The sequence below is a fragment of the Streptomyces sp. NBC_00568 genome (assembly GCF_026341855.1).
In the GTDB taxonomy this organism is placed as follows: Bacteria; Actinomycetota; Actinomycetes; order Streptomycetales; family Streptomycetaceae; genus Streptomyces.
Genome location: NZ_JAPENW010000001.1, coordinates 5,968,105 through 5,990,586 on the forward strand (window position 1 = coordinate 5,968,105; position 22,482 = coordinate 5,990,586).

The 22,482-nt window shown below is 71.3% G+C and carries 22 protein-coding genes; 16 read left to right on the plus strand and 6 right to left on the minus strand.

Annotated elements, in window-relative coordinates; translation table 11 throughout:
* Positions 1 to 207 precede the first annotated feature (207 nt).
* Positions 208 to 921 carry a response regulator transcription factor gene (locus tag OOK38_RS25940; RefSeq protein WP_266756651.1) on the plus strand — a complete coding sequence of 238 codons (714 nt, stop codon included), beginning with the start codon at positions 208 to 210 and terminating at the stop codon, positions 919 to 921.
* A gap of 8 nt (positions 922 to 929) precedes the next feature.
* Positions 930 to 2,429 (plus strand): cell wall metabolism sensor histidine kinase WalK, encoded by a 1,500-nt coding sequence (locus OOK38_RS25945; protein ID WP_266765594.1) that lies wholly within the window; start codon positions 930 to 932, stop codon positions 2,427 to 2,429.
* A 235-nt stretch (positions 2,430 to 2,664) separates the two neighbouring features.
* Here OOK38_RS25945 and OOK38_RS25950 read toward each other — a convergent pair whose 3' ends face one another.
* The 3 genes from OOK38_RS25950 to OOK38_RS25960 form a co-directional block, all read right to left on the minus strand.
* Positions 2,665 to 3,363 carry a L,D-transpeptidase gene (locus tag OOK38_RS25950; RefSeq protein WP_266756649.1) on the minus strand — a complete coding sequence of 233 codons (699 nt, stop codon included), beginning with the start codon at positions 3,361 to 3,363 and terminating at the stop codon, positions 2,665 to 2,667.
* A gap of 3 nt (positions 3,364 to 3,366) precedes the next feature.
* Entirely contained in the window at positions 3,367 to 3,954 is a 588-nt protein-coding gene (locus OOK38_RS25955; protein ID WP_266756647.1) for a pyridoxamine 5'-phosphate oxidase family protein, read from the minus strand.
* A 134-nt stretch (positions 3,955 to 4,088) separates the two neighbouring features.
* Positions 4,089 to 4,922 (minus strand): hypothetical protein, encoded by an 834-nt coding sequence (locus OOK38_RS25960; protein ID WP_266756645.1) that lies wholly within the window; start codon positions 4,920 to 4,922, stop codon positions 4,089 to 4,091.
* A gap of 245 nt (positions 4,923 to 5,167) precedes the next feature.
* On the opposite strand from OOK38_RS25960, the gene OOK38_RS25965 reads away from it, so the two are divergent.
* The 5 genes from OOK38_RS25965 to OOK38_RS25985 all read left to right on the plus strand — a co-directional run bounded on the left by OOK38_RS25965 (position 5,168) and on the right by OOK38_RS25985 (position 11,577).
* Complete coding sequence (locus tag OOK38_RS25965; protein WP_266756644.1) at positions 5,168 to 6,361, plus strand: argininosuccinate synthase; 1,194 nt, start codon at positions 5,168 to 5,170, stop codon at positions 6,359 to 6,361.
* A 307-nt stretch (positions 6,362 to 6,668) separates the two neighbouring features.
* Positions 6,669 to 8,102 (plus strand): argininosuccinate lyase, encoded by a 1,434-nt coding sequence (gene argH, locus OOK38_RS25970; protein WP_266756642.1) that lies wholly within the window; start codon positions 6,669 to 6,671, stop codon positions 8,100 to 8,102.
* Between the two features lie 208 nt (positions 8,103 to 8,310).
* Positions 8,311 to 9,282, plus strand: a complete 972-nt coding sequence (locus OOK38_RS25975) for an aldo/keto reductase (RefSeq protein WP_266756640.1) — start codon at positions 8,311 to 8,313, stop codon at positions 9,280 to 9,282.
* A 229-nt stretch (positions 9,283 to 9,511) separates the two neighbouring features.
* On the plus strand, positions 9,512 to 10,063 hold the full coding sequence (locus OOK38_RS25980; RefSeq protein WP_266756638.1) for a TetR/AcrR family transcriptional regulator: 552 nt from the start codon (positions 9,512 to 9,514) through the stop codon (positions 10,061 to 10,063).
* On the plus strand, positions 10,060 to 11,577 hold the full coding sequence (locus tag OOK38_RS25985; RefSeq protein WP_266756636.1) for an MFS transporter: 1,518 nt from the start codon (positions 10,060 to 10,062) through the stop codon (positions 11,575 to 11,577). The genes OOK38_RS25980 and OOK38_RS25985 overlap by 4 nt, the downstream gene beginning before the upstream one ends.
* Positions 11,578 to 11,773: 196 nt before the next feature.
* Here the strand turns inward: OOK38_RS25985 and OOK38_RS25990 are convergent, their stop codons facing one another.
* On the minus strand, positions 11,774 to 12,445 hold the full coding sequence (locus OOK38_RS25990) for a 1-acyl-sn-glycerol-3-phosphate acyltransferase (protein ID WP_266756634.1): 672 nt from the start codon (positions 12,443 to 12,445) through the stop codon (positions 11,774 to 11,776).
* Positions 12,446 to 12,853: 408 nt separating this feature from the next.
* Between OOK38_RS25990 and OOK38_RS25995 the strand changes: the two genes are divergently transcribed.
* The 3 genes from OOK38_RS25995 to OOK38_RS26005 all read left to right on the plus strand — a co-directional run bounded on the left by OOK38_RS25995 (position 12,854) and on the right by OOK38_RS26005 (position 15,249).
* A complete protein-coding gene (locus OOK38_RS25995) occupies positions 12,854 to 14,017 on the plus strand; it encodes a glycerophosphodiester phosphodiesterase (protein ID WP_266756632.1) in 1,164 nt (387 codons plus the stop codon).
* A gap of 175 nt (positions 14,018 to 14,192) precedes the next feature.
* Positions 14,193 to 14,687 (plus strand): sigma-70 family RNA polymerase sigma factor, encoded by a 495-nt coding sequence (locus OOK38_RS26000; protein ID WP_266756630.1) that lies wholly within the window; start codon positions 14,193 to 14,195, stop codon positions 14,685 to 14,687.
* 58 nt (positions 14,688 to 14,745) lie between these two features.
* A complete protein-coding gene (locus OOK38_RS26005; RefSeq protein WP_266756628.1) occupies positions 14,746 to 15,249 on the plus strand; it encodes a GNAT family N-acetyltransferase in 504 nt (167 codons plus the stop codon).
* Here the strand turns inward: OOK38_RS26005 and OOK38_RS26010 are convergent.
* Together OOK38_RS26010 and OOK38_RS26015 are read right to left on the minus strand one after the other, a co-directional pair.
* Positions 15,246 to 15,638: a hypothetical protein gene (locus OOK38_RS26010; RefSeq protein WP_266765593.1), complete on the minus strand. Its 393-nt coding sequence runs from the start codon at positions 15,636 to 15,638 to the stop codon at positions 15,246 to 15,248. The genes OOK38_RS26005 and OOK38_RS26010 overlap by 4 nt on opposite strands.
* 136 nt (positions 15,639 to 15,774) lie before the next feature.
* Positions 15,775 to 16,134 (minus strand): hypothetical protein, encoded by a 360-nt coding sequence (locus OOK38_RS26015; RefSeq protein ID WP_266756626.1) that lies wholly within the window; start codon positions 16,132 to 16,134, stop codon positions 15,775 to 15,777.
* Positions 16,135 to 16,203: 69 nt separating this feature from the next.
* Between OOK38_RS26015 and OOK38_RS26020 the strand changes: the two genes are divergently transcribed.
* The 6 genes from OOK38_RS26020 to cbiE all read left to right on the plus strand — a co-directional run bounded on the left by OOK38_RS26020 (position 16,204) and on the right by cbiE (position 22,266).
* The gene (locus tag OOK38_RS26020) at positions 16,204 to 16,851 is read left to right on the plus strand and encodes an HAD family hydrolase (protein WP_266756624.1); all 648 of its coding nucleotides are present in this window, start codon (positions 16,204 to 16,206) and stop codon (positions 16,849 to 16,851) included.
* A 367-nt stretch (positions 16,852 to 17,218) separates the two neighbouring features.
* Entirely contained in the window at positions 17,219 to 18,253 is a 1,035-nt protein-coding gene (locus OOK38_RS26025) for a methionine ABC transporter ATP-binding protein (protein ID WP_266756622.1), read from the plus strand.
* Positions 18,250 to 18,987 (plus strand): methionine ABC transporter permease, encoded by a 738-nt coding sequence (locus tag OOK38_RS26030; protein WP_266756620.1) that lies wholly within the window; start codon positions 18,250 to 18,252, stop codon positions 18,985 to 18,987. The genes OOK38_RS26025 and OOK38_RS26030 overlap by 4 nt, the downstream gene beginning before the upstream one ends.
* A 102-nt stretch (positions 18,988 to 19,089) precedes the next feature.
* The gene (locus tag OOK38_RS26035) at positions 19,090 to 19,935 is read left to right on the plus strand and encodes a MetQ/NlpA family ABC transporter substrate-binding protein (RefSeq protein ID WP_266756618.1); all 846 of its coding nucleotides are present in this window, start codon (positions 19,090 to 19,092) and stop codon (positions 19,933 to 19,935) included.
* Between the two features lie 219 nt (positions 19,936 to 20,154).
* Positions 20,155 to 20,793, plus strand: coding sequence for a GNAT family N-acetyltransferase (locus OOK38_RS26040; RefSeq protein WP_266756616.1), 639 nt, complete (start codon positions 20,155 to 20,157; stop codon positions 20,791 to 20,793).
* 261 nt (positions 20,794 to 21,054) lie between these two features.
* Complete coding sequence (gene cbiE, locus OOK38_RS26045; protein WP_266756614.1) at positions 21,055 to 22,266, plus strand: precorrin-6y C5,15-methyltransferase (decarboxylating) subunit CbiE; 1,212 nt, start codon at positions 21,055 to 21,057, stop codon at positions 22,264 to 22,266.
* The last annotated feature ends 216 nt before the right edge of the window (positions 22,267 to 22,482 follow it).

A 22,482-nucleotide genomic window follows, 5' to 3' on the forward strand; every position in this document is an offset into this window, starting at 1 on the left:
GGTGCTTCCCGCGTCCAGTACACCGGTACCGACCGTGTTCCGGAGTCCGGTGCCGACGGCGTCCCGGGCGGTGGCGCTGATCGCGCTCCGGAATCCGGTGCCGCCCGAGTCGGGGACACAGGTGCTGGTCATGCCCCGGAGTCCGGTGCCGACCGCGTCCCGGGTACCGGTGCTGTCCGTTCCCGGGGCGCCGTCAGGCCGCCCTCGTTGACGCGGCCCGACGGCACGCCCGTACGCGTTCTCGTCGTCGACGACGATCCGGACCTGGCCGAGGTTCTCTCCGGCGCCCTGCGCTACGAGGGCTGGGAGGTCCGCACCGCGGGCGACGGTGCCTCGGCGGCCGCCGAGGCACGCGAACTGCTGCCCGACGCCGTCGTCCTCGACGTGATGCTCCCGGACACCGACGGCTTCACCGTGCTGCGCGACCTGCACACCGTGCTGCCGGGCGTCTGCGTCCTCTTCCTCACCGCCCGGGACGCCGTGGAGGACCGCATCGCCGGCATCACGGCGGGCGGCGACGACTACGTCACCAAGCCGTTCAGTCTGGAGGAGGTCGTCGCCCGGCTGCGCGGACTGCTGCGCCGCGCGGGCATGGCCCGCCGGATCGACGAGGGTCCACGGCTCGTCGTGGGGGACCTGGCGATGGACGAGGAGGCGCGCGAGGTCATCCGGAGCGGCGACCTGATCGAGCTGTCGCCGACCGAGTTCGAGCTGCTGCGCTTCCTGATGCGCAACCCGCGCCGCGTACTCAGCAAGGCGCAGATCCTCGACCGCGTCTGGTCCTACGACTTCGGGGGACAGGCCCATGTCGTCGAGCTCTACATCTCCTACCTGCGCAAGAAGGTCGACGCGGGCCGCGAGCCCATGATCCACACGGTCCGGGGCGCCGGGTACGTCATCAAACCCGCGGCGGGCCGGTGAGAGCGAGTATGCGGGCCCGGGCCGGGCGATGGCGGCTCCGGCTGACGGCGGCCCTGCGCGCCCTGCCGCGGCCGCGCACGATGCGCGCCCGCCTCACCGCCGGGCTCGTGGTGCTGCTCGCCGTCAGCTGCGCCGCCGTCGGCGTGGCGGCGGTGTACGAACTGAACGGCTTCCTCACCGGCCGCCTCGACCAGCAGCTGCAGGAAGCCGGCGTGCGTTTCCCGGCGAGCCTGGAGCACAACGCGGCGAAGCCGTCCGACCACGACGGCGACGAACACGGCGACACCCGCCGGCAGAGCGCCGGCACCTTCGGAGCGCGCCTGGTGGGCGACGACGTCACCAACGCCGCGGTCGTGCCGTCCGGCACCACCGCGGCCGTCCGGAACGTGGATCCGACCGCCCGCGACGAAGCGGTGCTGGCCGCGGTACCGGTGGACGGCCGTGCCCACACCGTCTGTCTTTCGGGGCTGGGGGACTACCGCGTGCTGGCGACGAACGGCCAGGACGGCGACGTGCTGATCACCGGGTTGCCCACGGAGCCGGTCGAAGCGGCCGTCCACCGCCTGGAACTCGTCGCCTCCCTGGTCCTCGGCGTGGCCCTCGTCGTCGCCGGAGTCGCCGGGGCCCTGTGGGTGCGCTGGTCGCTCCGCCCGCTGAACCGGGTCGCCGCGACCGCCACCCGGGTCAGTGAACTCCCGCTCGCCAGCGGTGAGGTCGCGCTGCCCCCACGTGCGCCCGAGTCCGACCCACGCAGCGAGGTGGGCCGCGTCGCCAGTGCCTTCAACCGCATGCTCGGCCATGTCGAGGACGCGCTCACCAAGCGGCACGCGAGCGAGGAACGGCTGCGCACCTTCGCCGCCGACGCCAGCCACGAACTGCGCACCCCGGTCGCCTCGGTCCGCGGCCACGCCGAACTCGCGCTGCTGCACCCCGGCCCGGTGCCCCCGAAGGTGACCCGCGCCCTCGAGCGGATCGCCGCCGAGTCGGCGCGCATGGGGGAGATGGTCGACGACCTGCTTCTGCTCGCCCGCCTCGACGCCGGCCGCCCCCTGGAACGGCTTCCCGTCGACCTCACCCACCTCGTTCTCGACGCGGTCACCGATGCCCGCGCCACGGGTCCCGGTCATCGCTGGGTGCTGGAGCTGGCGGAGGAGCCGGTGACCGTGACCGGCGACGCCCATCGGCTCCAACAGGTGTTGGCCAACCTGTTGGCCAACGCCCGTGTGCATACACCTGTAGGCACCCGGGTGACGGTGTCCTTGGAGGGTGCCGGCACGGAGGCCGTACTGAGGGTCCACGACGACGGACCCGGGGTTCCCGAGGACGTCTGCCCCGGCGTCTTCGAACGCTTCACCCGGGCGGACCGCCGCCGCGCGGACGGCACCGGCACCGGAGCGGGGCTCGGTCTGTCGATCGTGGCGGCCGTGGTCGAGGCACACGGCGGCACGGTCGGCCTGGAGAGCCGCCCTGGAGCGACGACGTTCACGGTACGACTCCCCGCGGCCTGAACCGCGGTCGGCCTGCCGGTTCCGCGCGGCCCGGGACGCGGGCCCTTGGACCCCGCAGCCGCAGCCGCAGCCGCAGCCGCAGGGGCAGGGGCAGGGGCAGGGGTAGGTAGAGGGGCGGTTCGGCGGCTTCCCGAGGCGCGGTACGCCGGGCCCGTGCGCCCGAGAGGGCTGGTCCGCCCCTCGGGCCGCGGCCCGAGGCGCGGTCCGGCGTTCTGTCAGTACCGGGTGGGCGCCGTCAGTACCGGGTGAGCGCCGTCGCCCCGCTCGCCGTGCCGATGGCGATGTGCGGCTCGCGCGCGGGGTCGGCCCACGCGAGGATCCGCCGCATCGCGCCCGCCGGAACGGACACACAACCGGCCGTGGCCCCGCTCCCGTCGACGTGCAGGAAGATCCCCGCGCCGCGGCCGCGTACCGGCCGCTCGTAGTTGAAGCCGATGACGACGGCGTGCGCGTACTGCTTCCGGTAGGTGATCAGATGCTCGGACTCGCCGGCCCGGCAGTCCGCGGGGCGCGGCTCGGTCCACCTGTTGTACGAGCGGGACGCGTTGTCCTGGCACCACCAGGAGCCCTCACGCACCGGGCGGTACGGCATCGAGGTCCCCTCCGGCTCCGCTTCGATCCCGAAGGCGTACGGCAGCTCGTACAACCCCGTGGGTGTGGTGTTCGTGCCCTGGCGCCGCGACCGGCCCTCGACCAGTCCGCCCGCCCCGAACCGCGCGCGGGCGGACCCGGCCCGCACCCAGCGCCCACCGCGCCGGTCCCACCACGTGAGCGTCCCCGACGTCGCCTTCCCGCGCGGTGCCTGAGCGGTGATCAGCTGGGTTCCGCCGCCGGTGTCGGTCATCCGCGCGGGCAGTTCGCGCAGGGGTGGCGGCCCGCCCGGGGCCAGGGTGAGCAGGGACGCGGACGCGAGGGCGGCGGCTCCGAGGCGCATGGCTCAGACGGTACTGGGGGGCAACGGGAGCGGCAGCCCGGGCAGTCCGTCCAGGCTCGTCGCGATGTGGTCCTTCTTGGTGAAGTAATCGTTCAGCGAGACGTCGTCCTCGCGCGCGAAGCGCCTGGCGTGCAGATCGCGGTCCTCGTCGTAGGACATGAAGGGCACGGCGTAGCCGCAGGTGTCGCGGACCAGCTCGGCGGTCACGACGATGATCGCGCGCAGTCCGTGCGGGGTCGGGTCGACGGCGGCGAAGTGGCCGAGGAGTTCCTTGAAGCGCGGGTCGTCGCGGAAGACCGGCTCGCCGTGGCCGTGCACCCGGACGATGTTGGGCGGGCCCTGGAAGGCGCACCACATCAGGGTGATCCGGCCGTTCTCGCGCAGATGCGCGATCGTCTCGGCGTTGCTCCCGGCGAAGTCCAGATAGGCCACGGTCTGCTCGTCGAGCACGGCGAAGGAGCCGGTGAGCCCTTTGGGGGAGAGGTTGACCGTGCCGTCCCCGGACAGCGGCGCGGTCGCGGTGAAGAAGAGGGGCTGCGCCTCGATGAAGGTGCGGAGGCGGCCGTCTATGCGCTCATAGGTCTTTCCCATGTCTAACGATTATCCGGGAAAGCCTTTCGCCCGTCTAACGAATTGCCGGTTCCGGCGACGCCGTTCAGGGGCATCGCCGGAACCCCGTGGCCGCCCCGGCCGGCGCTGGCGGGGCGGTCACATCGCCTGTCACATCACTGGGTGACCGTGCAGGCGGCGAGGGAGTCAAGCCCTGTCGGCTTGGCGGCGGTGCGGCCGATGGAGATCGCGATGCGGTCGATCGTGGAGGTCCGCTTGTCCTTGAGGGGGCCGAGGATCGCGTTCTGGACGAAGTTGGGGCCGCCCTGCCCGGCGGTGTCGGCCAGGCGGGTGTTGGCCTCGGCGATCTGGGTGTTCAGCAGGGCGAGGTTGCGGTCGACCTCGGCCTTCGCGGAGGCCGGGACGGCGGGCAGCTGCGACGCGACGTCCGGGCAGGTGATGGCGCCCGCGGCGGTGGCCGCACCCGTGTCACCGGCTGCCCCGCCCGCCTGTGCGGTGGCCGGCGCGCTGGGCGCGGCGCTGCCGGTGGCCGCTCCCCCCGCTCCGTCGAGCGTGCACGGCGCCAGCGCGTCGAGGCCCTGCGGCTTGGCGGCCGTGCGTCCGATGGCCGTCGCGATGCGGTTGACGGTGGCGACGCGCTTGTCCTTGAGGGGGCCGAGGATCGCGTTCTGGACGAAGTTCGGGCCGCCCTGCCCGGCGGTGTCCACCAGTCGCTTGTTCGCCTCGGCGATCTGGGTGTTCAGCAGGGCGAGGTTGCGGTCGACCTCGGCCTTCGCGGACGCGGGCACCGCGGGCAGGCTCGGCGCGACGGCCGGGCAGTTCACCGTGCCCGCTGCGGCGGCCTTCGTCGTGGCGTTCGTGGCGCCCTTCCCGGGGGTCTCGCCCGCCAGGGCGCTGCCGGCGATCACCGCGGCGGACAGCACGACGGCGGACGCTCCGCCGATCATCACGACGCGCCGCTTGTTGTACTTCGGAAGAGCCCTGGACATGCGGAAGCCTCATTCGGGTCGGGGGTCGGGGGCCGCCTGGGGGTCGTCCGGGCGGTGGTTGTCCGTGGTGCTGCCGTACGCGAACGCGGCGCCTGCGTTCAGCGGGAGATACGCGAAAGCGGTTTCCCGCGTTCAAGCGCCCCGAAGATTCCGTCGGTTCCGTCGCCGGGCGGGCCGAGATTGACGAACCATGCAGACTCCTGCATACTCATGCATGTCAGCGAATGCACTGTGAGGAGAATCCCGTGACCGAGCGCGTCGTACTCGCCTATTCAGGCGGTCTGGACACCTCCGTCGCCATCGGTTGGATCGCCGAGGAGACGGGCGCCGAGGTCATCGCCGTAGCGGTCGACGTCGGCCAGGGCGGCGAGGACCTGGATGTCATCCGCAAGCGCGCCATCGCCTGCGGTGCCGTCGAGGCCGAGGTCGCGGATGCCAAGGACGAGTTCGCCGACGAGTACTGCCTTCCGGCGATCAAGGCCAACGCCCTCTACATGGACCGCTACCCGCTGGTCTCCGCCCTCTCCCGGCCGACGATCGTCAAGCACCTCGTCGCCGCCGCCCAGAAGCACGGCGCCACCACGGTCGCCCACGGCTGCACGGGCAAGGGCAACGACCAGGTGCGGTTCGAGGCCGGCATCGTCGCCCTCGCCCCCGACCTCAAGTGCATCGCGCCGGTCCGTGACTACGCGATGACCCGGGACAAGGCGATCGCGTTCTGCGAGGAGAAGCAGCTCCCGATCGCCACCACCAAGAAGTCCCCCTACTCCATCGACCAGAACGTCTTCGGACGCGCGGTCGAGACGGGCTTCCTGGAGGACATCTGGAACGCCCCGATCGAGGACATCTACGAGTACACCTCGAACCCGGCCGAGCACCGCGAGGCCGACGAGGTCGTCATCACCTTCAAGCAGGGCGTCCCGGTCGCCATCGACGGCAAGCCCGTCAGCGTGCTCCAGGCCATCCAGCAGCTCAACGAGCGCGCCGGCGCCCAGGGCATCGGCCGGATCGACATGGTCGAGGACCGGCTCGTGGGCATCAAGTCCCGTGAGGTGTACGAGGCTCCGGGCGCGATCGCGCTGATCACCGCGCACCAGGAGCTGGAGAACGTCACCGTCGAGCGTGAACTCGCCCGCTACAAGCGGCAGGTCGAGCAGCGCTGGGGCGAACTGGTCTACGACGGCCAGTGGTTCTCTCCGCTGAAGCGCGCCCTGGACGGTTTCATCGACGAGGCCAGCCAGCACGTCAACGGCGACATCCGGATGACCCTGCACGGCGGCCGCGCGGTAGTCACCGGCCGGCGCTCCGACACCTCGCTCTACGACTTCGACCTCGCGACGTACGACACGGGCGACACCTTCGACCAGGCCGCGGCCAAGGGCTTCATCGACATCTACAGCCTGTCGTCGAAGATCGCCGCCAAGCGGGATCTGGCCTGAGCCGCACGGGACTCGGCGCGGACCGCGTCGTGTCCGCCCCGAAGCCTCCCGAGCACGAGGGCGTGTCCGTAAAGTCTCGTCTGCCCGGCGACGCCTGGCACGCACTCTCGCCGCACCGGGCGAAGACCCAAGTACGTCCAGTACGAGGGTCTGCGCCCGGCACGCCGAGAGCACGCACCAGACGCCGCCGGGCCCGCCCTTCGGGCGGACGACGCGACTTTGCGGACACGCCCTAGCCTGGCAGCCGCCTCCTCACGCACGCGTGGGGAGGCGGCGGCACATCCACACCTTTCGAGGAGTAACGCAAGTGAGCAGCAACAGCGGTGACGTCCGGCTCTGGGGCGGACGGTTCGCCGACGGTCCCGCCGAGGCCCTGGCCAAGCTGTCCGCGTCGGTCCACTTCGACTGGCGCCTCGCGCCGTACGACATCGCCGGTTCGCGCGCCCACGCGCGCGTGCTGCACGGGGCGGGGCTGCTCACCGAGGACGAGCTCACCCGGATGATCGAGGGCCTCGACCGGCTGGAGTCCGATGTCGCCGACGGCTCCTTCGTCGGCACGATCGCCGACGAGGACGTGCACACGGCTCTCGAGCGCGGCCTCCTCGAACGCCTCGGCCCCGACCTCGGCGGCAAGCTGCGCGCCGGCCGCTCCCGCAACGACCAGGTGGCCACGCTCTTCCGGATGTACCTGCGCGACCACGCCCGGATCATCGGCGGCCTGATCGCCGACCTCCAGGAGTCGCTGATCGGGCTCGCGGAGGCCCACCCGGACGTGGCGATGCCCGGCCGCACCCACCTCCAGCACGCCCAGCCGGTGCTGTTCGCCCACCACGTCCTCGCCCATGTCCAGTCCCTGTCCCGGGACGCGGAGCGGCTGCGCCAGTGGGACGAGCGGACGGCCGTCTCGCCGTACGGTTCCGGCGCCCTGGCGGGCTCCTCCCTCGGCCTGGACCCGGAGGCGGTCGCGAAGGACCTCGGCTTCGAGCACGGCAGCGCCGCCAACTCCATCGACGGCACGGCCTCCCGCGACTTCGTGGCGGAGTTCGCCTTCATCACCGCGATGATCGGTGTGAACCTCTCCCGGATCGCCGAAGAGGTCATCATCTGGAACACGAAGGAGTTCTCCTTCGTCACCCTCCACGACGCGTTCTCCACCGGCTCGTCGATCATGCCGCAGAAGAAGAACCCGGACATCGCCGAACTCGCGCGCGGCAAGTCGGGCCGCCTGATCGGCAATCTGACCGGGCTGATGGCCACGCTCAAGGCCCTGCCCCTCGCGTACAACCGCGACCTCCAGGAGGACAAGGAGCCGGTCTTCGACTCCTGCGACCAACTGGAGGTCCTGCTCCCCGCGTTCACCGGCATGATGGCCACGCTGACCGTCCACCGCGAGCGCATGGAGGAGCTGGCCCCGGCCGGCTTCTCGCTCGCCACCGACATCGCCGAGTGGCTGGTCAAGCAGGGCGTGCCCTTCCGTGTCGCGCACGAGGTCGCCGGTGAGTGCGTGAAGGTCGCCGAGGCGGACGGCAAGGAACTGGACGAGCTGACCGACGAGCAGTTCGCGAAGATCTCCGCGCATCTGACGCCGGAGGTGCGGTCCGTCCTCAACGTCCACGGCGCCCTCGCCTCCCGCGACGGCCGCGGCGGTACGGCGCCCAGCGCGGTCGCCGTCCAACTCGCCGAGATCAAGACGGACGTCGCCGCCCAGCAGGCGTGGGCGGTGGCGAAGCACAAGAAGTAGCCGCGGCGCGGACGCCCGCGGGGAAGCGGAAGCCGGACCAGTCCCGGCACGCACGCTCCGCGGGACCGGATCGGGGCCGGGGCGGCTGCCCCTCCCGGGCGCGGAAGAGCGGACGCGGTTCGCGTACGGGTGCGGGTGCCGTTCGACGGAGGGCATCGCGGGTTACGTTGGTCGGGTGCCGTAAAGGAGCCGACCGAACGGAGCCGCGATGCCCTTCGCACGCCTCGCCTCAGCCACGACTCCCACCGCCCACATCGGACTGGGGCTCGCCGCCGTCGGCCGCCCCGGCTACATCAACCTCGGCCGCGAGGAGGACCTCCCGGCCGACCGCAGTGTCGACGCCCTGCGCGAGCGCACCCACGAACTCCTCGAAGCCGCCTACGCCCAGGGGGTGCGCTACTTCGACGTGGCCCGCTCCTACGGCCGCTCCGAGGAGTTCCTCGCCGACTGGCTGCGCCGCCGCCCGGACATCGACGACATCGTCGTCGGCAGCAAGTGGGGCTACGCGTACACGGCGGACTGGCGCACCGACGCCGAGGCGCACGAGGTCAAGGACCACGGCCTCGCCATGTACGAGCGGCAGCGCGCCGAGACCGCGGAGCTGCTCGGCGACCGGCTCGACCTCTACCAGATCCACTCGGTGACCCCGGAGAGCCCGGCCCTCACCGACAAGGAGCTGCACGCGGCACTCGCCGAAGCGGCCGCCGGGGGCCTGTCGATCGGGTTCTCCACCAGTGGGCCCGCCCAGGCGGAGGCGATCCGTGCCGCGCTCGCCGTGACGGTCGACGGCGAACCGCTCTTCCGCACCGTCCAGTCCACGTACAACGTCCTGGAGACCTCGGCCGCCCCAGCGCTCGCCGAGGCCCACGACGCCGGACTCACGGTGATCGTCAAGGAGGGCATGGCCAACGGCCGGCTCGCGCGGCCCCACGCGCCGGACGCGCTGCGGGCCGTCGCCGCGGAGACCTCTCTCGACTGCGACGCGGTCGCTCTCGCGCTGATCCTGCGGCAGCCCTGGGCGGGCGTCGTGCTCTCGGGGGCGGCCACCGCCAACCAGCTCGCCTCGAACCTGCACGCCGCGGTCGTCGACCTCGACGACGACCAGCTCTCCCGGCTCACCCCCCTCGTGGAGGAGCCGGAAGCGTATTGGGAGCGGCGCGGGCAGCTGCCCTGGCACTGAGGCACCCCGCAGGCGCAGGCGGCTGACCTGGCACTGAGCACCGCGCGGCCCGGGCCAGGTGTCCGCGGGCCACCCGAACACTCCGAGCAGCCGGCCCCGGGCGAAGCGCCCGGGGCTCGCGCGAACACTCCGAGTACCGCCCCTCCTGCCGCCTGCCGCCCCGCCACACGGATGAGACACACATGCCCCTAGTGAGACATCAACGTCTCATGTGGGGTACCGTTGTCTCATGGCTGTCGACCGTGACCACGTGCTGCGCAGCGCAGCGGCCCTGCTCACCCGGAAATCCACCGCGACCATGGACGAGGTCGCCAAGGCCGCCGGGATCAGCCGGGCGACGCTGCACCGCCAGTTCGCCGGCCGCGACGCGCTCGTACGGGCCCTGGAGTCGCTCGGCATCGAGGAGTGCGAGGCCGCTCTGGACGCGGCCCGCCTCGACGAAGGCACCGCCCAGGAGGCCGTGCGCCGCCTGGTGCGGGAGCTGGAGAAGGTGGCCGGACTGCTCGCCTTCCTCTACACGGAGAACCAGCTCTTCGAGGGCGACGGGCAGCACGAGGGCTGGGCCCGGCTCGACGCCCGGATGGCCGCGTTGTTCCGGCGCGGACAGGAGGACGGCGAGTTCCGTATCGACCTCAGCCCGGCCTGGCTCACCGAGGCGCTCTACGGGCTGATGGCCTCGGCGGCCTGGGCCGTGACCGAGGGCCGGGTCGCCGCCAACGACTTCCACCACATGATCGTCGAGCTGCTGCTCGGCGGCGCGCTACGGAGAGAGGAATCATGACCAGCACCCTGCAGCCGGCGCTCGCGACGGAGGTGCAGAAGCGCCCCGGCCGGTGGCTCGCGCTCTGCGTCCTCGTCCTCGCCGTGCTGCTGGTGGCCGTGGACGCGACCGTCCTCGGCCTCGCGACCCCGTACATCAGTGAGGACCTGCAACCCTCCGGAACCCAGCTCCTGTGGATCGGTGACGTCTACTCCTTCGTCATCGCCGGTCTGCTCGTCTCCATGGGCAGTCTCGGCGACCGCATCGGACGCAAGAAGCTGCTGCTCGTCGGCGCGACGGCGTTCGGCCTGATATCCGTGCTCAACGCCTATGCCACGACACCCGAGATGATGATCCTGGCGCGGGCGCTGCTCGGTGTCGCGGGCGCGACCCTGATGCCCGCCACCCTCGCCCTGATCCGCAACATCTTCCACGACCCGCGCGAGCGCAGTCTCGCCATCGGTATCTGGGGTGCGACGGCCTCCGCGGGCACGGCGGTCGGTCCCGTCGTCGGCGGCTTCCTGCTCGAACACTTCTGGTGGGGTTCGGTCTTCCTCATCAACCTTCCGGTGATGGTGGTGCTCGTCCTCGTCGGCAGCAGGCTGCTGCCCGAGTCGAAGAGCCCGAACCATGGACCCTGGGACCTGATCAGCGTCACGCTCTCGCTCGTCGGTGTGATCGCCGCGGTGTACGCGGTCAAGGACGCCGCCGCGCACGGGGCGAGCGGCGAGGCACTCGCCGTGGGCCTGCTGGGCGCCGGTGCGATCTACTGGTTCGTGCGCCGCCAACTGACGCTTCCCACACCCCTGTTGGACGTCCGACTCTTCCGCAACCGGGGATTCTCCGGTGCTGTGCTCGCCGACCTGTTCACCGTGCTCGGGCTGTCCGGACTCGTCTTCTTCCTCTCCCAGTACCTGCAACTCGTGCAGGGCAGGGGGCCGTTCGAGGCGGGGCTGGCCGAAATACCCGCCGCTGTGGGCGCGGTGGCGGCCGGTCTGGTCGCGGGAAGGTTCGCGCGGCGGTTCTCCGTGCGCACCGTCGTCTCCGCCGGACTCGCCGCGGTGGGTCTCGCGCTCGGCGCGCTCACCCTGCTCGACCGGTCCACCGGCTATCCGCTGCTCGGTGCCGCGCTGCTGGTCGTCGGCATCGGCGCGGGCTTCTCGTTCACCGTCACCGCCGACGTCATCCTCTCCGCCGTCCCCAAGGACCAGGCGGGCGCCGCGTCCGCGGTCTCCGAGACGGCGTACGAACTCGGCGCGGCTCTCGGTATCGCCCTGCTCGGCTCGATCGTGACCGGCGTCTACGCGGGCTTCGCCGGACCCGCCGGCACACCGGCCGAGGCGCACGACTCGCTCGGCGGAGCGGTGGAGGCGGCCGGGAGCCTGCCCGCGCACACCTCCGAGGCGCTGCTGAGCGCGGCCAGGGAGTCCTTCGTGGACGGTCTGGCACTCGCGTCCGGCGCGGGCGCGGCCGTCCTGCTCGCCACCGCGGTGGCGGCGTGGTTCCTGCTGCGCGGCCAGAAGCTGGAGGTGTAGGGGGTGTTCGGGCCACCCTCGGACCACCCGGGGCCGGTCCGGCCGAAGTCCCGCCCCAGGACGGGGCGCCCGGCGTGGCCCGGTCCTGGTCGGCTCCCATCGGCACCCGCCGGAACCGAACAAAGCGGGTGGGCCCCGACCGGCAACTGCCGGTCGGGGCCCACCCGTGTGTGATGTCGCGGGGCCCGGTGAAGGGCTAGGCGGCCTTCGCCTTGGTGGCGTACATGTCGACGTACTCCTGGCCGGACAGCCGCATGACCTCGGTCATCACGGAGTCGGTCACGGCGCGCAGCACGTAACGGTCGCGGTCCATGCCCTCGTACCGCGAGAACTCCATGGCGGCGCCGAAGCGGACCGTGACCCGGCCCGGCCGCGGGATCCCCGCGCCGCCCGGCTGGAGCTTGTCCGTGCCGATCATCGCGAACGGGACCACCGGGGCGCCGGTCATCAGGGTGAGCCGGGCCATGCCGGTGCGGCCGCGGTACAGGCGGCCGTCGGGGGAGCGGGTGCCCTCGGGGTAGATCCCGAAGACCTTGCCCTCCTCCAGGACGCGGCGGCCGGTCATCAGCGCCGCCACGCCGCCGTTGGCGCCGTCCCGGTCCACCGGGATCATGCCGACGCCGGTGAAGAACCACGCCATCAGGCGGCCCTTGAGGCCCTTGCCCGTGACGTACTCGTCCTTGCCGATGAAGAGCACCTGCCGGTCGCAGACCAGCGGAAGGATCATCGAGTCGATGAAGGTGAGGTGGTTGCCGGCCAGGATCACCGGGCCGTCGCCCGGGATGTGCTCCACGCCCTCCACCCGTGGGCGGAACATCAGGCGCATGATCGGTCCGAGCACTGCCTTGATGAGCGCGAAGCGGGACAACGGGCCCTCCGGTGTCAAGGGATCGGTATGGAGTCTGTGCAGGTGAGGACCATACTCGCGGTTCCCGGATGATTGCACATCGGGTTCATCGACTGGATACGCACTGTTGATGCACGTTTACCTGCGGTGGCGCGCCCGTGAGCGGCCGAAATCGGGGCGACACGATGTGACGGACATCGCGCGCCGCACCGGCGAACGGGTGACCCCGTCATGGTTCGCCGCTCGTTCGCCGCACCCCACGGGTACCCCCGACCGCCGGACCGAAGCCGACGGACCGTCAGGTTCCGCATCCCGTACGACATCCAGGGTCACCCACGTGTTCCGCCGCAGGCCTCCCTCCCGTCACACCGGGGCACCTACGATCGTCCCGCTTCGACAGGCAGGGCACCTACGGCGGGAGGAGCGCTCATGGGAGCGCAGGAGTCGAACGGTCAGGAGCGGGGCACGGCGCGGCGGGCGCTGCTGGGAGCCGCGGTGCTCGGGGCGGGCGGAGCCGTCCTCGGCCTCCCCGGCGCGGCGAGAGCGGACGAACGGCACGGGGGCGGCGGCTACCGGAGCCTGCCCAGGCCGACGGTCATCGGCCACCGCGGGGCCAGTGGCTGCCGGCCGGAGCACACTTTCGGCTCGTACCAGCTGGCCCTCGACCTGGGCGCCGACGTCGTCGAGGCCGGCGACCTGGTGCCCACCAAGGACGGCCACCTCGTATGCCGTCACGAGCCGGAAATCGGCGGGACGACGGACGTCTCGGCGCACCCCGAGTTCGCCGCCCGCAAGACCACCAAGACGCTCGACGGGGTCGCCACGACCGGCTGGTTCACCGAGGACTTCACTCTTGCCGAGCTGAAGACCCTGCGTGCCGTCGAGCGCATCCCCGCCAACCGCCCGCACAACACCCTCTACAACGGCCGCTGGGAGATCCCCACCTTCGAAGAGGTGCTCCGCTGGCAGGACGAGCAGACCCGCAAGCGCGGCAAGCAGGTCTGGATCTACCCCGAGACCAAGCACCCCACCTACTTCCGGAAGCTCGGCCTCGGCCTGGAGGAGCGGGTCGCCAGGCTGCTGCGCAAGTACGGCAAGGACAAGAAGGACTCGCCGGTCATCCTCCAGTCCTTCGAGCCGAGCAGCATCGAGCGGCTCGACAAGCTCGTCGGCAACCCGCTCGCCGTCCTGCTGTCCGCCGCGAACACCCGCCCCTGGGACTTCGTCGAGGCGGGCGACCCCCGCACGGTCGCCGACCTCGTCAGGCCCGAGGGCCTGGAGTGGATCGCCTCGTTCGCGCAGGGCATCGGCCCCACGCTCGACCTGATCATCCCGAAGGACGCGGCCGGTAACCTCACCCAGCCGACCACCCTCGTCGCCGACGCGCACCGGGCGGGCCTGATCCTGCACCCGTACACCATGCGCAACGAGAACCCCTTCCTGCCCGCGAACTTCCGCAAGGGCACCGCCGCGGACGCCTACGGGGACGCCTTCGGCGCCTTCAAGGTGTACTTCGAGACGGGCATCGACGGCGTCTTCTCCGACAACGCGGACACCGCGCTGCTGGCCCGCGCGGACTTCCTCAAGGGATGAGCCCGGGATGAGTCCGCGACGGGTCCGGGACGGGTCCGGCCGCACGGGCCGTGAGGGACGCGTCCGGGCGACGAGACCCGCGCCCGGCCGTCAACGGATGACCCCGTCACCCCGGATGGGGTGACAACCGGCCGCCCCGGCAACCTCCTGCCGGGGCGGCCGCGTCGTGCCGCACATGACCCACGAGCTGGTTTCCACCCTGCGGCCGCTCCTCGCCGCCGAGGCATCGGCGGAGGCCCACGCGACCGGCGCCGAGAGCGGCGATCTGGAACAGGCCGTCTGGCTGCGCCTCCTGGAGCGCCTCGACGCGACGGGCCCGCCCGTCGACCCGCAGCGCTGGGTGCGCCGAGCCGTGCGCTCCGAGGCGCGCCTGAGCCGCCGCAGGGCCCGCGCCGAGCAGCCGTACGCCGTCGAGCCCGCGGACGACAGCGACTCCGGGCCCGAACAGCGGGCGATGACCGCCGAGCGCCGTCGCGAGCTCCACGACGCCGTGCGCCGGCTGCCCGGCCGCTGCCCCGGCCTGATGGCCGCCCTGCTCTCCCCGGACGACCTCACCTACCGGGAGATCGCAGGTGAGTTGGGTATCTCACAGGGGAGTCTTGGTCCGGAACGTTCCAGATGCCTGGGATGTCTGCGGCGTTTGCTGACGGTGGAGGTTGCGGCCCGCTGACGACGGGGATAGGAGTGAGGGACGACCGGTGGAACAGGTGAGCGGGAGGCATGCACACATGGGCATGAGCGTGACCATCTCGGCGGCGACCGAGCAGGACGCAGAACAGATCCTGAAGCTGCAGTACCTCTGCTACCAGAGCGAGGCCGAGCTGTACGGCGACTACGGCATCGAGCCGCTCACGCAGCCGCTCGACTCGCTCAGGGCGGAACTGGCGGGCGGCACCGTACTGGTGGCCCGGCTCGGCGACGAGGTGGTGGCCTCGGTACGCGGCGCCGTCGACGCCGACGGCACGGCCCGCATCAACAAACTCATCGTGCATCCGCGCATGCAGCGGCACGGCCTCGGCGGGCGCCTGCTCGCCGCGATCGAGACGCGGCTCGGCGCCGACGGAGCGGCCAAGTCCTTCCAGCTCTTCACCGGCCACCGCAGCGAGCGCAACCTGCGTCTGTACCGCAAGCACGGCTACGCGCCCGTCTCCCAGGAGCGGGTGGGCGAGCGCATGACGCTGGTGACCCTGGCCAAGGGCGCCGACACCGCCGCGTACGCCACCAGCGCCTAGCGGTCGCCGAACGCCACGCCCTGGTCGGCGGTCGTACGCGCCTTGCGCAGCCAGTACATCGCCGACAGCGGCAGCAGCACCGGGATGAAGAGATAGCCCATGCCGTAGTCCGACCACACCGTGGCGTCGGGGAAGGCGGACGGCTCGACCAGCGTCCAGGTCCCGACGATCAGCACACCCGCGAGCTCGGCGGCGCAGCACACCAGCGCCGCCCTGCGCGCCGTCTCGCCGCCGCGCACGAGCGAGTACGTGATGAATCCGTAGACGAGACCGGCGACCGCGGAGAGCGAGTAGGCGAGCGGCGCCTTGCCGAACTCCGTGGAGATCTGCACGGCGGACCGCGAGACGGCGCCGACCACCATCACGCCGTACAGCCACAGCAGCAGCATGCCGGGGCCGGAGATGAGCCGCGTGCGCTTCTTCTCCGCGGGCAGCGCGGTCGGCTCCTCGTTCCGGCCGTCCCGCTCGTTCCGGTCGTCCCGCTCGTCCCGAGGCACGGTCGTGTTCTCCTCCGTGGCCGTCATCTCAGCCTCCCCAGATGTCGTAGAGCCGTACTTCGAGCACGGCGAGGACGACGCCGCCGGCCGCCACCGTGACCGAACCCCAGCGGGTGCGCTCCGCCAGCGACATGAACCCCGCGGCGGGAACGCACGCGAAGGCGCCGAGCAGATACGCCACGAAGATCGTCGTGCCCTGCTCCGGCTTCTGGCCGCGCGCCAGCTGGACCACGCCGATCACCAGCTGGACCACGGCGAGCAGCGACACCACGGCCATGCCGATGAAGTGCCAGTCCTTGGTCGGCTGATCACGGTAGGCGGCCCAGCCGCACCAGGCGGCGAGCGCGAGCGCGGCGACGGCCGTCGCGACCGTCAGGGCATCAAACATGCCGCGACCCTATTACGGGCCAAAAGACCCGATGCGCTCGCCCCCGGGGTGCCCCTTAGGGTCGAAGGCATGAAGATCCACGCCGAAGCCCTCCTGTTCGACAACGACGGAACCCTCGTCTCGTCCATCGAGTCGGTGAACCGCTGCTGGACGAGGTGGGCACAGGAGTACGGGATCACCGCCGGGGACTTCGCCCGGATCGGACTGCACGGCCGCCCCGCAGTGGAGATAGCCGCCGACCTGCTGCCCGCCGACCTCGTCCCCGAGGCACTCGCCCGCATCGAGCAGCTGGAGGTCGAGGACGTGCCGGGCGGGGTCGTGCCGCTGCCCGGCACCCTCGCGCTGCTCGCCGCGCTGCCCGCCGAGCGCTGGGCCGTCGTCACCTCGGCCACCCGCCGGCTCGCCGAGGCCCGGCTCGACGAGGCCGGGATCCGTCCCAAGACGATGATCACCGCCGACGACATCACCCGGGGCAAGCCCGACCCCGAGCCCTATCTGCTCGCGGCCCGCGAACTGGGCGTCGACCCGGCCAGCTGCGTCGTCTTCGAGGACGCCCCCGCCGGGCTCCGGGCGGGCCGCGCGGCCGGGATGACCACCGTGGCGTTGGCCACAACGCACCAGGCCCACGAGCTGGAGGCCGACCTCGTCGTCGAAGACCTCGCCGCCCTGTCCGTACTGGTCACGCGCGACGGAGTGGAGATCTCCGTCCGGGGCTGAGATGTGTCCACCGCTGTCCGCTATTCGGACAGCGGTGGCGGGCCCCGGCCCCCGATCTGCTTTACTTCATTCCATGACCACGACGAGCTGCCGCATCCTTGCGACCGAGGCGACCATGACGCCCGGTGCTCGTTGTATGTGTCGAATGTGTGCCTGCTAGAGGGCCCTCGCACCACCGCCTGATCCCGCGCCCCGAAGTGGGATCGACGCGCCCTGTGTCCGTACCGCGTACGTGACCGGGCTGCCCCGCGCACACGTTCTCCTTCCGGTTCCATCGCCACCGCGAGAACCGTGCCGCGTTCCCGACCGAATGCATCCGTGCCCGGCGCACACCCACGCCCCGCACTCGACAGTGACGGAAACCCCAGTGATCACGACAACGGGCCTCACCAAGGTCTACCGCTCGCGCGGCCGTGAAGTGACCGCCCTCGACGGCGTCGATCTGCATGTCCGCGAAGGCGAGGTGTACGGCGTCATCGGCCAGTCCGGCGCCGGCAAGTCCTCGCTCATCCGCTGCGTCAACCTCCTGGAGCGTCCCACCTCCGGCACGGTCACCGTCGCCGGCCAGGACCTCACCGCTCTCGTCGGCCGCGGTCCGCGTGCGGGCCGGGAACTGCGCCGGGCGCGCAGCCGGATCGGCATGGTCTTCCAGCACTTCAACCTGCTGTCCTCGCGGACCGTCCAGGACAACGTCGAGCTGCCGCTCGAGATCCTCGGCCTCTCCGGGAAGGCGCGCAGCCGCAAGGCGCTCCAACTGCTCGACCTGGTCGGCCTGTCCGACAAGGCCAAGTCCTACCCGGCCCAGCTCTCCGGCGGCCAGAAGCAGCGCGTCGGCATCGCCCGGGCGCTCGCCGGTGACCCGAAGGTGCTGCTCTCCGACGAGGCGACCAGCGCCCTCGACCCGGAGACCACCCGCTCCATCCTTCAGCTGCTGCGCGACCTGAACCGCCAACTGGGCCTCACCGTCCTGCTCATCACCCACGAGATGGACGTCGTCAAGACGATCTGCGACTCGGCCGCGCTGATGGAACAGGGCCGCATCGTCGAGTCCGGCACCGTCAGCGAGCTCCTCGCGACGCCCGGCTCCGAGCTGGCCTCCGCGCTCTTCCCGGTCAGCGGCGACGCCTCCGGCGACGACCGCACCGTCATCGACGTCACCTTCCACGGCGAGGCGGCGACCCAGCCCGTCATCTCGCAGCTCTCGCGCACCTACAACATCGACATCTCGATCCTCGGCGCCGCGATGGACACCGTCGCGGGCAAGCAGGTCGGCCGGATGCGCATCGAACTGCCCGGCCGCTACGAGGACAACGTCGTGCCCATCGGCTTCCTCCGCGAGCAGGGCCTGCAGATCGACATCCAGGGGCAGGAGCCCGTTCTGGTGAAGGAAGGTGCCCTGTGACCTGGTCGGAGATGCAGCCGCTGCTGTCCCAGGCGTGTTGGGACACGCTCTACATGGTCGGCTGGTCCACGCTCATCGCGATAGTCGGCGGTCTGCCGCTCGGCATCCTGCTCGTCCTCACCGACCGCGGCGGACTCCTGCAGAACGTGGTCGTGAACAAGGTCGTCGGGCAGGTCGTGAACGTCGCCCGCTCGCTGCCCTTCATCATCCTGATGGTCGCGCTGATGAGCTTCACGCGCACGATCACGGGAACGACCATCGGACGCGACGCGGCGATCGTGCCGCTCGCCGTCGGCGCGATCCCGTTCTTCGCGCGGCTGGTCGAGACGTCGGTCCGTGAAGTGGACGGCGGACTCGTCGAGGCCGTGCAGTCGATGGGCGGCAACACCTGGACCGTCGTCCGCAGGGTCCTCGTACCCGAGTCGCTGCCGTCGCTGATCTCCTCCGCGACCACCACGATCGTCGCCCTCATCGGCTACTCGGCGATGGCCGGCACCGTCGGTGCCGGCGGTCTCGGCGACATCGCGATCCGCTACGGCTACCAGCGCTTCGAGACCGAAATGATGTGGATCACGGTCGCCATCCTGGCGGTCGTCATCTCGCTCATCCAGTTCGCCGGCGACTACGCGGCCCGCGGGCTGCACCGGCGCGGCGGTCACTCCGGCGCCGCCCCGAGGCTGCGGTTCCTGAAGTCCAGGGAGCCCGCCGTCGCGGACGTCGGCAAGGTCGCCTGAACCCTCCCGGGACCCTGTCGCAGGCCCCGGCTTCCCCCCCCCGCAGACTTCCCCGTTCACCCCATGACGGGGCAGCTTCACCCATAAGGAAAGGCACTTTTCGTGCGTAACACCGCCAAGATCACCACCGCTGTCCTCGCCGCCGGAGCCCTCACCCTGGGGCTCTCCGCCTGCGGCTCGGACAAGGACTCCTCCTCCTCTTCCTCCTCGGCCGACACGAGCGGGCCGCTCGTCGTCGCCGCCAGCCCGGTCCCGCACGCCGAGATCCTCAACTACATCAAGGATCACCTGGCGAAGAAGGCCGGCCTCGACCTGGAGGTCAAGGAGTTCCAGGACTACATCGTGCCGAACACGGCGACCGAGGACGGCTCGGTGGACGCCAACTACTTCCAGAACCAGCCGTACCTGGACGACTTCAACGAGAAGCGCGGCACGCACATAGTGCCCGTCGTCACGGTGCACCTGGAGCCGCTCGGCCTCTACTCCCACAAGGTGAAGAGCGTCGACGCCCTGAAGAGCGGTGCGACCGTCGCGGTCCCGAACGACGCGGTCAACGAAGCGCGTGCCCTGAAGCTGCTCGCGTCCAAGGGGCTCATCACCCTCAAGGACGACGCCGGCAACGCCGCGACCCCGCAGGACATCTCGAAGAACCCGAAGAACCTCAAGTTCAAGGAGGTCGAGGCGGCTCAGACCCCGCGCTCCCTGGACGACGTGGACGCGGCGGTCATCAACGGCAACTACGCCATCGCCGCCGACCTCAAGCCCGCCAAGGACGCCCTCGTCCTGGAGTCGGCCACGAACAACCCGTACGGCAACTTCCTCGCCGTCAAGAAGGGCAACGAGGACGACCCGCGCGTGAAGAAGCTCGCGAAGCTCCTCACCTCGCCCGAGGTCAAGAAGTTCATCGAGGACAAGTACGCCGGCTCCGTCATCCCGTCCTTCAAGTAGGCCCGGACCGGGGGAAGAACAGCGACGAGGGCGGCGGCGAGGGCTCGGCCCCGGAGGTCACGCACGGCCGACGGCCCCCCTCGTCACCGCACGGGGTCCACTCCATTACCCGGAGCGGACCCCGTTGTGCCGTTCAGTGGTTTCATGCTGCATGCTGGGCAGTTCAGCGGACCCGACGGTATATCAGGTCCGAAGTCCCCGACGGTTACGGAGCGTCGCATGACGAGCACCTTCCCCGACATCTCCATCAGCACGGAGCGGTTGGTCCTGCGTGCGCTCGACGAGGACGACGTGCCCGCGCTGGCAGAGATGATGAACGACGAGATGGTCGCGGCCTGGACGTCGATCCCGCAGCCGTTCACGGAGGACGGTGCCCGCGACTGGGTCACCGACTACGCGCCCACGGAACGCACGGAGGGCCGCGGACTCGACCTCGCCGTCACGGAGTTCCTCACCCAGCGCCTGGTCGGCATCATCCAACTCGGCAAGACGAACTGGCGCGTTCGCTCCACCGAGCTCTCCTACATCATCGCCCCCTGGGCGCGCGGCGAGGGCTACGCGTCCGAAGCCGCGCTCGCCACCGCCCGATGGCTGTTCCGCGACCAGAAGTTCGAGCGCATCGAACTGCGCACGGCCGCCGACAACACCGCCTCGCAGCAGGTCGCCCAGAAGATCGGCTGCATCAGCGAGGGCGTGCTGCGCAGCGCCTGCATAGCGCGCACCCGGACCGAGGACGGGTCCTGGGTCGACCTGCGCACCGACTTCATCGTCTGGAGCCTGCTGCCGGAGGACCTCGACGGTGTGGGCGAGCACCTCGCCGACACCGGTGGGTTCACCTCGTTCAACGACTGGGCCTGACCCGGCCCGGCAGCCGTACGGCACTCCGCGCGCCGGGCCCTCACCGGCGTACCGGAGCGGTCGCGCCGAGTCATGTGGATGGACGGGCGTTCCCTCACCGGACCCCGGGGGCAGGGACCGGGACCACGGTCCGGGAACGGCGGGACCGCTCCCGCGCCACACCGTCCGGCCCGGCACCCCCCCGGCCGCACCAGGTACCCTCACGGAGCCCGCCCGGGCTGCACCTGACGACCTGCGAAGACCTTCTGGAGACTGACGACGATGGCCGACCGGGTCACGGTGATCGGCTGGGACGGCTCGCCGCTGACCGCCGCGGCGCGCTCGGCTCTCGGTGCCGCCACGCTGGTGGCCGGCGCGCCCCACCATCTCGCACTCCCCGAAGTGCCGGAGAGCGCCGAACGCATCCGTCTCGGCAGCGTCGGCCTCGCCGCCCGCCGGATCGCGGGCCACCGGGGCACCGCCGTCGTCCTGGCCGACGGGGACCCGGGATTCTTCGGCGTCGTACGCGCCCTGCGCGCACCCGAGTTCGGCCTCGAGGTCGAAGTCGTGCCCGCCGTCTCCTCGGTGGCCGCCGCCTTCGCCCGTGCCGGAATGCCCTGGGACGACGCACAAGTGGTCGTCGCACATAGCCGCACGCTGCGACGCGCGGTGAATGTATGCCGAGCCCACACCAAGGTCGCAGTCCTCACCTCACCCGGCGCCGGACCCGCCGAACTCGGGCTGCTGCTCGAAGGAGTGCACCGCACCTTCGTCATCTGCGAGGAGCTCGGCACCGCCCGCGAACAGGTCACGATCCTGACCTCGGACAAGGCAGCCGATCACACCTGGCGCGACCCGAACGTCGTGATCGTCATCGGCGGCTTCGTGGCCGCGGCCGAAGGCGGCGGCTGGATCGCCGGCCGGGAGCCCGGCGGCGGACCGCGCGGCTGGGCGCTGCCCGCCGGGGCGTACGGCGGCGCGCTCGGCGAGGGCGAGACGGATCTGCTCCGGGCTGCCCAACTCGCCCGCCTGGGACCCCGCGTCGGCGACCTCGTCTGGGACATCGGCTCCGGCAGCGGCGCCTTCGCCACCGAGGCCGCCCGCACCGGTGCCGCCGTCATCGCCGTCGACCGCAGTCCGGGTGCCTGCACCCGCACCGAACACTCCGCCCGCCGTTTCGGCGTCCAGATGCAGATCGTGCACGGCAGCGCCCCGCACGTCCTGGAAGACCTGCCCGAACCCGATGTCGTCCGCGTCGGCGGCGGGGGAGCGGCGGTCGTCTCCGCCGTCGCCGACCGCCGGCCCCAGCGCATCGTCGCGCATGCCGCCACCCGAGACGCCGCCGAACTCATCGGCCGCGATCTGACTGAGCACGGCTATGAGGTCGAGTGCGCCCTCATTCAGTCCGTCGAACTCGATACAAGGGCCTGGACGGAGAAGGAGCGGAGCGTCGCGTTCCTGCTCAGCGGCCGTTTGCCCGATCGCGCCCCGTGATCCTGTTGTCGTACTGCGCGCGGTAGGCTGGCCGATCGTTGTACCGCTCCCGGGGGGTCGGCCTTTCGTGGGCCAATGTCCGGAAAACCCGCCCGTTTTGAGGCGTGTGTGGTACGGCAGAACCGGAGGACGCGCAACGTGGCGCAGTCCACAGCGGGCGCTCGCGGATCAACCTGTCGCGAGGGCGGTACGACCGGGACAATGCCAGTTAATGGC

Coding starts and splice junctions, on each gene's coding strand:
- OOK38_RS25960 (WP_266756645.1), bottom strand. CDS start 4,922: ATGTCCAGGGCTCTTCCGAAGTACAACAAGCGGCGCGTCGTGATGATC.
- OOK38_RS25980 (WP_266756638.1), top strand. CDS start 9,512: ATGGCTGTCGACCGTGACCACGTGCTGCGCAGCGCAGCGGCCCTGCTC.
- OOK38_RS25995 (WP_266756632.1), top strand. CDS start 12,854: ATGGGAGCGCAGGAGTCGAACGGTCAGGAGCGGGGCACGGCGCGGCGG.
- OOK38_RS26000 (WP_266756630.1), top strand. CDS start 14,193: ATGACCCACGAGCTGGTTTCCACCCTGCGGCCGCTCCTCGCCGCCGAG.
- OOK38_RS25955 (WP_266756647.1), bottom strand. CDS start 3,954: ATGGGAAAGACCTATGAGCGCATAGACGGCCGCCTCCGCACCTTCATC.
- OOK38_RS25975 (WP_266756640.1), top strand. CDS start 8,311: ATGCCCTTCGCACGCCTCGCCTCAGCCACGACTCCCACCGCCCACATC.
- OOK38_RS26010 (WP_266765593.1), bottom strand. CDS start 15,638: ATGCTGCTGCTGTGGCTGTACGGCGTGATGGTGGTCGGCGCCGTCTCG.
- OOK38_RS26015 (WP_266756626.1), bottom strand. CDS start 16,134: ATGTTTGATGCCCTGACGGTCGCGACGGCCGTCGCCGCGCTCGCGCTC.
- OOK38_RS26020 (WP_266756624.1), top strand. CDS start 16,204: ATGAAGATCCACGCCGAAGCCCTCCTGTTCGACAACGACGGAACCCTC.
- OOK38_RS25985 (WP_266756636.1), top strand. CDS start 10,060: ATGACCAGCACCCTGCAGCCGGCGCTCGCGACGGAGGTGCAGAAGCGC.
- OOK38_RS25950 (WP_266756649.1), bottom strand. CDS start 3,363: ATGCGCCTCGGAGCCGCCGCCCTCGCGTCCGCGTCCCTGCTCACCCTG.
- cbiE (WP_266756614.1), top strand. CDS start 21,055: ATGGCCGACCGGGTCACGGTGATCGGCTGGGACGGCTCGCCGCTGACC.
- OOK38_RS26040 (WP_266756616.1), top strand. CDS start 20,155: ATGACGAGCACCTTCCCCGACATCTCCATCAGCACGGAGCGGTTGGTC.
- OOK38_RS25945 (WP_266765594.1), top strand. CDS start 930: ATGCGGGCCCGGGCCGGGCGATGGCGGCTCCGGCTGACGGCGGCCCTG.
- OOK38_RS26005 (WP_266756628.1), top strand. CDS start 14,746: ATGGGCATGAGCGTGACCATCTCGGCGGCGACCGAGCAGGACGCAGAA.